Annotated in this window: 7 protein-coding genes; 4 read left to right on the top strand and 3 right to left on the bottom strand. The window is 64.8% G+C overall.

Going from position 1 to position 10818, the window contains the following annotated elements; all coding sequences use genetic code 11:
* Positions 1-3842, top strand: a 3842-nt coding sequence (gene rpoC, locus VL973_RS07010; RefSeq protein WP_325283310.1) for a DNA-directed RNA polymerase subunit beta', incomplete at its 5' end; no start/stop codon positions are given.
* A gap of 72 nt (positions 3843-3914) precedes the next feature.
* On the opposite strand, the gene VL973_RS07005 is transcribed toward rpoC, so the two are convergent.
* The 3 genes from VL973_RS07005 to VL973_RS06995 all read right to left on the bottom strand — a co-directional run bounded on the left by VL973_RS07005 (position 3915) and on the right by VL973_RS06995 (position 6682).
* Complete coding sequence (locus VL973_RS07005) at positions 3915-4535, bottom strand: ATP-binding cassette domain-containing protein (RefSeq protein ID WP_325283309.1); 621 nt, start codon at positions 4533-4535, stop codon at positions 3915-3917.
* Entirely contained in the window at positions 4525-5208 is a 684-nt protein-coding gene (gene modB / locus VL973_RS07000; RefSeq protein ID WP_325283313.1) for a molybdate ABC transporter permease subunit, read from the bottom strand. The genes VL973_RS07005 and modB overlap by 11 nt, the downstream gene beginning before the upstream one ends.
* A gap of 211 nt (positions 5209-5419) precedes the next feature.
* A complete protein-coding gene (locus VL973_RS06995; RefSeq protein ID WP_325283308.1) occupies positions 5420-6682 on the bottom strand; it encodes a hypothetical protein in 1263 nt (420 codons plus the stop codon).
* A 167-nt stretch (positions 6683-6849) separates the two neighbouring features.
* Here VL973_RS06995 and VL973_RS06990 point away from each other — a divergent pair, with 167 nt between their 5' ends.
* The 3 genes from VL973_RS06990 (at position 6850) to VL973_RS06980 (ending at position 10790) form a co-directional block, all read left to right on the top strand.
* On the top strand, positions 6850-7533 hold the full coding sequence (locus VL973_RS06990; RefSeq protein WP_325283307.1) for an SDR family NAD(P)-dependent oxidoreductase: 684 nt from the start codon (positions 6850-6852) through the stop codon (positions 7531-7533).
* Between the two features lie 100 nt (positions 7534-7633).
* Positions 7634-10444 (top strand): DNA gyrase subunit A, encoded by a 2811-nt coding sequence (gene gyrA, locus VL973_RS06985; protein ID WP_325283306.1) that lies wholly within the window; start codon positions 7634-7636, stop codon positions 10442-10444.
* Positions 10437-10790, top strand: coding sequence for a DUF952 domain-containing protein (locus VL973_RS06980; protein WP_325283305.1), 354 nt, complete (start codon positions 10437-10439; stop codon positions 10788-10790). Before gyrA ends, VL973_RS06980 begins: the two co-directional genes overlap by 8 nt.
* The last annotated feature ends 28 nt before the right edge of the window (positions 10791-10818 follow it).

The raw sequence follows: 10818 nt of genomic DNA, 5'->3' as shown, positions 1-10818 counted from the left end.
AGCCCGGCCTCACCCCGCTCGAAAAGTTCCAGCTCCTCACCGAGGACGAGCTGCTCGACGCGCAGGATGAGTTCGGCGAGGACGGCTTTTCCGCCTCGATCGGCGCCGAGGCCGTCCGCATCATGCTCGAGAGCCTCGACCTCGAGGGTGAGAAGGTCGCGCTGCTCGAGGAGCTGGCGACGACCAAGTCCGAGCTGAAGCCCAAAAAGATCATCAAGCGCCTGAAGGTCGTGGAAAGCTTCATCGATTCGGGCAACCGCCCCGAATGGATGATCCTCGACGTTGTGCCGGTCATCCCGCCCGAACTGCGCCCGCTGGTGCCGCTGGACGGCGGCCGGTTCGCGACGTCGGACCTGAACGACCTGTATCGCCGCGTCATCAACCGCAACAACCGCTTGAAGCGGCTGATGGAACTGCGCGCGCCGGACATCATCGTCCGCAACGAAAAGCGCATGTTGCAGGAAGCCGTCGACGCGCTGTTCGATAATGGCCGTCGTGGTCGCACAATCACGGGCGCCAACAAGCGTCCGCTGAAATCGCTGTCCGACATGCTGAAGGGCAAGCAGGGCCGCTTCCGCCAGAATCTGCTCGGCAAGCGCGTCGACTATTCGGGCCGTTCGGTCATCGTGACCGGGCCGGAGCTGAAACTGCACCAGTGCGGCCTGCCCAAGAAGATGGCGCTCGAGCTGTTCAAGCCGTTCATCTATGCGCGCCTCGACGCCAAGGGTCTGTCGATGACCCTCAAGCAGGCGAAGAAGTGGGTCGAAAAGGAGCGCAAAGAAGTCTGGGACATCCTGGATGAAGTCATCCGCGAGCACCCCGTCCTTCTGAACCGCGCGCCCACGCTCCACCGCCTGGGCATCCAGGCGTTCGAGCCGGTGCTGATCGAGGGCAAGGCGATTCAGCTTCACCCGCTGGTCTGCTCGGCGTTCAACGCCGACTTCGACGGCGACCAGATGGCCGTGCACGTGCCCCTGAGCCTTGAAGCCCAGCTGGAAGCGCGCGTCCTGATGATGTCGACCAACAACATCCTGTCGCCCGCCAACGGCAAGCCGATCATCGTGCCGTCGCAGGACATGGTGCTGGGCCTTTATTACCTGTCGCTGGAAAAGAGCGCCGAGCCGGGTGAAGGCATGGTGCTGGCCGATATGGACGAAGTGCACCAGGCGCTGTTCGCCGGAGCGGTGACGCTCCACACCAAGATTGTGAGCCGCGTTCCGCAGACCGACGAGGCCGGCAACCAGTATCTCAAGCGGTTCGAAACCACGCCGGGCCGCATGTTGCTGGGCGAATGCCTGCCCAAGAACCACAAGGTGCCGTTCGATATCGTCAATCGCCTGCTGACCAAGAAGGATGTCGGCGACGTGATCGACGAGGTGTATCGCCACACCGGTCAGAAGGAAACGGTGCTGTTCGCCGACGCAATCATGTCGCTGGGCTTCCGCCATGCATTCCGCGCCGGCATCTCGTTCGGCAAGGACGACATGATTATCCCCGACGCCAAGGTCGGACTGGTCGATGAGACCCGCACGCTGGTGAAGGATTACGAGCAGCAATATCAGGACGGCCTGATTACCCAGCAGGAAAAGTATAACAAGGTGATCGACGCCTGGAGCCGTTGCGGCGACCAGGTGGCAGCCGCGATGATGGACGAGATCAAGGCGGTGAAGCGTTACGAGGAAGGCCCGATGGCCGGCCGAGAGAAGCCGATCAACTCGATCTACATGATGGCGCATTCGGGTGCGCGTGGCTCGCAGGCGCAGATCAAGCAGCTTGCCGGTATGCGCGGCCTGATGGCCAAGCCGTCGGGCGAGATCATCGAGACGCCGATCATCTCGAACTTCAAGGAGGGCCTGACCGTCCTTGAATATTTCAACTCGACGCACGGCGCCCGTAAGGGTCTGGCCGACACCGCGCTCAAGACGGCAAACTCGGGTTACCTGACCCGCCGTCTGGTCGACGTGTCGCAGGACTGTGTCATCATGGAGGATGATTGCGGCACCGAACGCGCGCTGGAAATGCGGGCGATCGTGCAGGGCGGCTCGACCATCGCGTCGCTGGGTGAGCGTATCCTGGGCCGCACCACGGCCGAGGATGTCGTCGATCCCAAGACGAACAAGGTCGTCATTGGGACGGGCACCCTGCTCGACGAGCCGATGATCGCGCAGATCGAGGCACTGGGCATCCAGGGCATGAAGATCCGCTCGCCACTGGTCTGCGAGGCCAAGATCGGCGTCTGTGGCAAATGCTATGGTCGCGATCTGGCACGCGGCACGCCCGTCAACATCGGGGAAGCGGTCGGTGTCATCGCGGCGCAGTCGATCGGTGAACCGGGCACCCAGCTGACGATGCGGACCTTCCACATCGGTGGTGCGGCACAGCTGAACGAGCAGTCGAACCTTGAAGCGCCGGTCGACGGGAAGGTCGAATTCCGCGACCTTCGCTTGATCGAGGACCAGCGCGGCCGCCGCGTCACGCTGTCGCGCTCGGGCGAGATCGCAATTCTTGACATGGACGGGCGCGAGCTTTCGACCCACCGCATCCCGTACGGTGCCTATGTGATGTTCGATGACGGGCACGTCCTGTCGAAGGGCGATCGCATGGCCGAATGGGATCCGTTCACCATGCCGGTGATTACGGAGAACCCCGGTGTCGTGAAGTATCAGGACCTGATCGACGGCAAGACGCTGACCGAACAAGCCGACGACGCGACCGGCATCACGCAGCGCGTCGTCACCGAATATCGCGGCAAGGCCAAGGAGGATCTTCGTCCTCGCCTGACCCTGCTGGACGATGCGTCGGGTGAGACGGGCCGCTACATGCTGGCATCGGGCACGGTGCTGTCGGTGGAGGACGGTGCCGAGGTAAAGGCCGGTGACGTGCTGGCACGCGCCAGCCGTGAATCGGCCAAGACCCGCGACATCACCGGCGGTCTGCCGCGCGTCGCCGAGCTGTTCGAAGCGCGCAAGCCCAAGGAAAATGCGATCATTGCCAAGGTCTCGGGCCGCGTCGTGTTTGGCAAGGACTATAAGGCCAAGCGCAAGATCGGCATTCAGCCGGAGGATGGCGGCGACGTCGTCGAATATCTGGTGCCCAAGTCGAAGGTGATCGACGTTCAGGAAGGCGACTACGTCAAGCGTGGCGACAACCTGATCGGCGGCAGCCCTGACCCGCACGACATTCTGGAAGTGCTGGGTATCGAGCCGCTGGCCGAATATCTCGTATCGGAAATCCAGGAAGTTTATCGACTTCAGGGCGTGAAGATCAACGACAAGCACATCGAGGTGATCGTTCGCCAGATGCTGCAAAAGGTCGAGATCACCGATGGCGGCGACACCACGCTGCTGGCGGGCGAACAGGTCGACCGTGACGAGATGGACGAAGCCAACGCCAAGCTGGAGCCGAAGCAGGCCCCGGCGCAGGGCAAGCCCGTCCTGCTCGGCATCACCAAGGCGTCGCTGCAAACCCGCAGCTTCATCTCGGCGGCTTCGTTCCAGGAGACGACGCGCGTGCTGACCGAGGCATCGGTTCAGGGCAAGATCGACTCGCTGAACGGCCTGAAGGAGAATGTCATCGTCGGTCGCCTGATCCCAGCCGGAACGGGCGCGGGCATGAACCGTCTGCGTGTCGCCGCTTCGTCGCGTGATGCGGCTTTGCGGGTCGCACAGCGCAAGATGGCGCAGGCCAATCTCATCGCGCCTGCTTCAGCGGCCGAAGAGCATGAGGCCGAACTCGCCCGTTCGGCGCGCGACGCGCAGGGCACGGGCGACGATCCGCTGGGCGCTGTGGCCCCGTCGGGTCACGGCACCGATGCCGATGCCGGTGAGTATCTGAACGACTGACCGTTTGGATAACCGATGAAACAGGGTCGCCGTCCGGGACAACCGGGCGGCGGCCTTTTCATTGGCGCGGCATCACAGCCGGATGATCTGCGTTCCCAGCCGCTCGGCCTCTTCGGGATCGTGCGTCACCAGCAGGATCGGCAGCGCCAGCCGATCGCGAATATCCTCGACAGCGCGCATGACTTCTTCACGCCGAGCGCGATCGAGAAAGCTGGTCGGCTCATCGAGCAACAGGAAGCGTGGCGCGGCCAGCAACGCGCGGCCGATCGCCACCCGGCGCGCCTCCCCGCCCGACAGGGTTCGTGGCCGGCGGGCGAGCAGATGACCGATGTCGAGCATCGCCACCACATCGTCAAACCCGATCCACCGCGCATCGAGCGGCGCGCGCCGCTCTCCATAGCGCAGGTTCGCCGCAACGCTAAGATGCGGGAAAAGACGGCCGTCCTGAAAGACATAACCCGCACGTCGCGCCTCAGGCGGGCAGTCGATTCGCGCCGCGCCGTCGAACAGCGTATGGCCGCCCACGCGCACATGCCCTTCATCAGGACGCAACAGGCCCGCCACCATGTCGAGGATGCTGGTCTTGCCGACGCCGGACGGACCAAACAGCACCGTCACCCCTGCCCCGCCGCGGACATGTGCGGCGATCAGCCCCTCGCCGCGCCGCTTTACGACGGCAATGTCAAAGGACATGGCCACCCCGTCGCCGCGCCAGCACCTCGGACACGATCAGCGCGATCAGCGACAGCGCGACCGATATCGCCGCCAGCCGCCACACCTGTGCATCGCCGCCGGGTATCTGTAGCGCCGAATAGATCGCGATGGGCAATGTCCGCGTCTCGCCCGGTATGTTCGAGACGAAGGTGATGGTCGCGCCGAACTCACCAAGCGCGCGGGCAAAGCCCAGCACCGCCCCCGCCAGCACGCCCGGCAGCGCCAGCGGCAGCGTAATGCTGAAAAACAGATCGATCCGGCCCGCCCCTAATGTCCGCGCCGCGTTTTCCAGCCGGGTATCGACCGCCTCGATCGACAGCCGGATGGCGCGGACCATCAGCGGCAGCGCCATGACACCCGCGGCAATCGCCGCGCCCGTCCAGCGGAACAGCACGCTCACCCCGAACGCGCGCTCCAGCAATGCGCCCAGCGGCCCTTCAGGCGCGAATGCCATCAGCAAAAGCCATCCGCTGACTACGGGCGGCAGCACCAGAGGCAGATGGACGATCGCGTCCAACAGCACCCGGCCCGGAAAGCGTCCGCGCGCCAGCAGCCAGGCGAGCATGAACGCCAGCGGCAAGGTGGCGACAACCGCCACCCCACCGACCAGCAGCGACAGGCGGACGATTTCCCATTCCTCAGGGCTTGGCATCACGGCGAACACGGGGTTTGTCCTAGAGCGATTTCGCGGCGGGTGAAATCACCCGCCGCCCCGGAAATCGCCGCGATCGAACGACGAATGAGCGATGATCCGGTGCAATGGGACCGAACACCGCTTCAGCAGGGCGGCGCCGCGACCGGAAGCGGCACGAAAAAGGGGCCGCCGGTTTCCCGACGACCCCCGTTCGATTGCGATGCGGCGATCAGTTGGCCGCTGCGGCCGCGCCCGTTGCCGGGGTTGCCAGCCACTGCTTCCAGAAGGTCGCGATTTCGGCCTTTGGCATCGCCTTGACCGCGTCGAACGCCGTCGACGCTTCGGCGCGGTTGCCGACGCCGACCAGCGCGTTACCAAGGCGCAGATTGACCTCTTCGGTATTCACGCCGCCCTTTTGCAGGCCGAGCTTATAGAATTCGACCGCCTTGGCGTAGTTGCCGCTGCCGAGATAGGCGTCGCCGAGCTGAGCGGCCGCCTTGCCGTTCGCGGCCGACTTTGCCGGACCTTCCAGCGACGCCAGCGAGCCTTCGTTCTTGATCGCCGTCACGGCATCATTGTGCAGCTGCGCCAGCGCGGTCGCGGGCATCTTACCCTTCTTGCGGCCTTCCTCGATCACTGCCTTGGTCTCGAACGGCAGGCCGACACGATAAGCGATGTCGGCATATTCGAGATAGTCATTCTGGTCGGCCAGGCTGTCGGTCTGGCGCATCAGGCGGAACAGGTCGAGCTTGCCCTGATTGTCGAGCTGCGCGCTGTCACGATAGACGAGCAGCGAACGACGCCAGTTCTTGGCGTTGGGATAGTCGTTCAGCTGCATCTTCAACCACTTGCTGACGCCCGCCGAATCCTTTGCGGCATAAAGCTTTGCAACGGCCAGGTCATACCATGCGTCGGGCACGGGCTGATTGGCGGCCTTCTTTGCCTGAACCGCCTTCTCGAGTTCGGCGACCCCGGCCTGCGAATTGTTCATGTCGAAATGGGTCTGGGCGATCATCAACTGCAGGTTTTCGTCCTGATAACCGGCCTGCTGCGCCTGCTGCAGATATTGCAGCGCGCCGGCATAATCCTTTTCCTGGCGCGCAATATCGCCGCGCACGAACATCAGACGCGGCTTGTCCTGCGTGCGCGGGTCGGCGAGCAGCACGTCGAGCGCGCCCTTCATGCCCGGCACATTCTTCTTGCGCGCCTCCAGCGGCAGGCGGAGCTGGGCGGCAAAATATTTTTCGTCGTCGTTCTTGATGAGCGCTTCGGCGGCGGCCAGCTGCGTCTCGGCAGTCGCGGTGTCGCCGCCCTGCAACGCGGTCTGCGCGGCCATCGCGGCCTTGCGGAAATCCTCACCAACCTTCAGCGCGGGGGCTTCGCCTTCCTTGCCCTTCTTCTGGGCGGGGGCGGCAATGGCGGGGACTGCGACGGTGGCAACGCCGCCCAGCGCCAGCATCGCGGTGAGTGCGGCCTTGGACACGATCGACATGGGTATAATTCTCCTCTCGGGGGACTTTGCCCCTAAATGCCCGAGCTTCGTCATTCAAGCCGAAGGGCTTGCGACAAGCCGTGGCGTCATCCCGCTGAACGCATTTTGAACGGTTCGGCTCCACGCCGAAATTGACGCAGCAACGATGCGCCCATAGCGGTTGTCCGATGCAATCGGCAGTCATCATCGGCGCATCGGGCGGGATCGGCGGCGCACTGGCCGATGCCATCGGGGAAGAAGCGCGCTTCGACCGGGTGTGGCGCCTGTCGCGCCGTGACGGACTGGACCTGACCGACGAAGCGAGCATCGCCGATGCCGCCGCGCGCGTGGCTGCCGGCCCGCCGCCCACGCTGGTGATCGTCGCGACGGGCATCCTGCACGACGCCGATCACGGGCCGGAAAAGGCGCTGAAGGACTTGGACGCCGAATGGCTGGCGCGCGTCTATGCCATCAACGCGATCGGACCGGCGTTGGTCGCCAAGCATTTTCTGCCGCTGTTCCCGCGCACCGGCACGCCGACCTTTGCGGCGCTGTCGGCGCGGGTCGGTTCGATCGGCGACAACGCACTGGGTGGCTGGCACGGTTATCGCGCGTCCAAGGCAGCGCTGAACATGCTGTTGCGGAACATCGCGATCGAGGCGCGGCGAAAATATGACCGCACGATCGTCGTCGGCCTGCATCCGGGCACGGTCGACACCGGCCTGTCGAAACCGTTTCAGGGCAATGTCGCGCCCGGCAAGCTGTTCGCGCCCGACCGCGCCGCGCTGCAACTGCTGGACGTGCTCGACGGGCTGAAACCGCATGACAGCGGCAAGGTGTTTGGCTGGGACGGCGCCGAAATCCCCTTTTGATCCGGCGGCGGTTCGCACGCGGGCGCGCGCGAGACTTGTGAGGGCGGCGCGAGGGGTCTAGAGCCTTGTCACGAACCTTACACGAAAGCGAAAGCCTGCCTTGACCGACGAGACGTTGCTCGCCGACCCTTCGGACGTTTCCCCGATCTCGATCGTCGACGAGATGAAGTCGTCCTACCTCGATTACGCGATGAGCGTGATCGTGGCGCGCGCCCTTCCCGATGTGCGCGACGGCCTGAAACCCGTGCATCGCCGCATCCTGTTTTCGGCGAGCGAAAGCGGCTTCACCTATAACAAGCCCTATCGCAAATCGGCGCGCATCGTCGGTGACGTGATCGGTAAATATCACCCGCATGGTGACAGCGCGATTTACGATGCGCTGGCCCGGATGACCCAGGATTGGTCGATGCGCGTGCCTTTGATCGACGGTCAGGGCAATTTCGGCTCGATGGACCCCGATCCGCCCGCCGCGATGCGTTACACCGAAGCGCGCCTTGCCCGCGTGACGAACGAGTTGCTGGCCGATCTGGACAAGGACACGGTCGATTTCCAGCCGAACTATGACGGTTCGGAACATGAGCCGACGGTCCTGCCGGCGCGCTTTCCAAACCTGCTGGTCAACGGCGCGGGCGGTATCGCCGTCGGCATGGCCACGAACGTGCCGCCGCACAATCTGGGCGAGGTGGTCGATGCCTGTCTTGCCTATGTCGACAGCCAGGGCGGGGTCACGGTCGATGAGTTGATGGACATCGTGCCCGGTCCCGATTTCCCGACCGGCGCGATCATTCTCGGCCGGTCGGGCGTGCGTGCGGCGCATGGCACCGGGCGCGGCTCGATCATGCTGCGCTCGCGCCACGCCATCGAGCAGCGTGGCGAGCGCCGGTCGATCATCCTGACCGAAATCCCGTTCCAGCAGGGCAAGAACGCGCTGGTCGAGAAGATCGCCGAGGCCGCCAAGGACAAACGGATCGAGGGCGTCAGCGACATTCGCGACGAATCGAACCGCGAAGGCGTGCGGATCGTCATCGACCTCAAGCGCGATGCCACACCCGAAGTCGTGCTGAATCAGCTGTGGCGCCACACGCCCGCCCAGTCGAGCTTTCCCGCCAACATGCTGGCGATTCGCGGCGGGCGGCCCGAATTGCTGAACCTGCGCGACGTCATCGAAAGCTTCGTGAAGTTCCGCGAGGAAGTCATCACGCGCCGCTCGAAGTTCGAGCTGGCCAAGGCGCGCGACCGGGCGCACATCTTGCTGGGCCTGGTGATCGCCGTCACCAATCTGGACGAAGTGGTGCGGATCATCCGCGGGTCGGCAAGCCCGGCGGCGGCGCGCGCGGCCCTGTTGATGCGCGAATGGCCGATTGCCGAGATTGCGCCCTATATCCGCCTGGTCGAAGCGGTCGAGCAGGAGGTCGAGGGCGACACCTATCGCCTGTCCGACGTTCAGGTCCGCGCGATCCTCGACCTGCGCCTGCATCGCCTGACCGCGCTGGGCCGTGACGAGATCGGCGGGGAACTGGCCGAACTGGCCGATTCGATCGCCGAGCTGCTCGAAATCCTCGCCAACCGCGCCAAGCTGTATGCCGTGATGCGCGGCGAGCTGGTGGAGGTGCGCGACGCCTTCGCCACGCCGCGCCGCACCGAAATCGCCGCCGCCGCCGACGGGATCGAGGACGAGGACCTGATCGAGCGCGAGGACATGGTCGTGACCGTGACCATGCAGGGCTATATCAAGCGCACCCCGCTCGACGCCTTCCGCGCGCAGGCGCGCGGCGGCAAGGGTCGCGCCGGCATGGCGACCAAGGACGAGGATGCGGTCACCAACCTGTTCGTGACCAGCACCCACACGCCGGTGCTGTTCTTCTCCACGCTGGGCCGCGTCTATCGCATGAAGGTATGGCGCCTGCCCGAAGGCGGTCCCGCCACGCGCGGTCGCCCGATGGTCAACCTGCTGCCGCTGGCGGCGGGCGAGGCGATCTCGACCGTGCTTCCCCTGCCGGAGGACGAGGCGGAATGGGGCAAGCTGCACGTCATGTTCGCGACCGCAAGGGGTTCAGTGCGCCGCAATTCGATGGATGCGTTCACCAACGTGCCGACGGCGGGCAAGATCGCGATGAAGTTCGAGGGCGATGATGCCGATGACCGCCTGATCGGCGTGGCGTTGCTGGAGGAAGGCGACGACGTGCTGCTCGCCAGCCGCGCGGGCAAGGCGATCCGCTTCCCGGGCGAAGATGTGCGCGAGTTCCAGAGCCGCAATTCCACCGGCGTGCGCGGCATGACGCTGAAGGGCGACGATACCGTCATGTCGCTGTCGATCCTGCACCGCGCCGGCGCGACGCCGGAGGAGCGGGAGGAATATCTGCGCTTCGCCCCTTGGAAACCCGAACGCGATGGCGAACCGTCCAACCCCGAACGCCTGGCGGAACTGGCCGAGCGCGAGGAGTTCATCCTGACCGTCTGCGCCAATGGTTATGGCAAGCTGTCCTCCGCCTATGAATATCGCCGCACCGGACGCGGGGGTCAGGGGATCACCAATATCGACAATATCGCCCGCAACGGTCCCGTCGTCGCATCCTTCCCGGCCACCACATCGGACCAGCTGATGCTCGTCACCGATCAGGCCAAGATGATCCGGATGCCGCTGTCGTCGCTGCGCGTCATCGGGCGCGGGTCGGCGGGTGTGCGGCTGTTCAACGTCGCCGATGGCGAGCATGTCGTCGGTGTCGCGCGGATCGACGAGGAACAGGACCCTGAAAACCCCGCCGAAGTCGCCATTGCCGAGGAACGCGAGGAACTGGCCGAAGCTGAGGCCGACAAGGCGATCATGGTCGACGACGGCACCAGCGAGGCGACGCTGAGCGAGCGCGTCGAGGAAGAGGGCGAAGCGGAAACGGGCGACGGGGATGAATGACCGTCCCCAGATCGCCTATAAGGTGCTGACCGCACAGCAGATGGCAGCACTGGAGGCGGATGCCGGCTTCGCCGGGGCGCCGGTCGATCTGACCGATGGCTATATTCACCTGTCGACCGCGCGACAGTTGACCGAAACGGTCGACAAGCATTTCGCCGGGCAAGACGATCTGCATGTCGCCGCCATCGACCTGTCGACACTGGGTGATGCGGTGCGGTGGGAAGAAAGCCGTGGTGGGCAGTTGTTCCCGCACATCTACGCTGCGCTGCCGCTGTCGGCGGTTGTCGCCTATGGCCCGCTGGTGCGCGACGAAGACGGGACCGTGCGATTGCCTGTTACGGGCTGATCGAGTGGCGGCGCTCGTCCAACCGGAC

Source organism: Sphingomonas sp. (assembly GCF_035490575.1).
In the GTDB taxonomy this organism is placed as follows: domain Bacteria; phylum Pseudomonadota; class Alphaproteobacteria; order Sphingomonadales; family Sphingomonadaceae; genus Sphingomonas.
The sequence above is the reverse complement of the archived record's forward strand: the minus strand, read 5'-3'. Positions and strand labels throughout refer to the sequence as shown.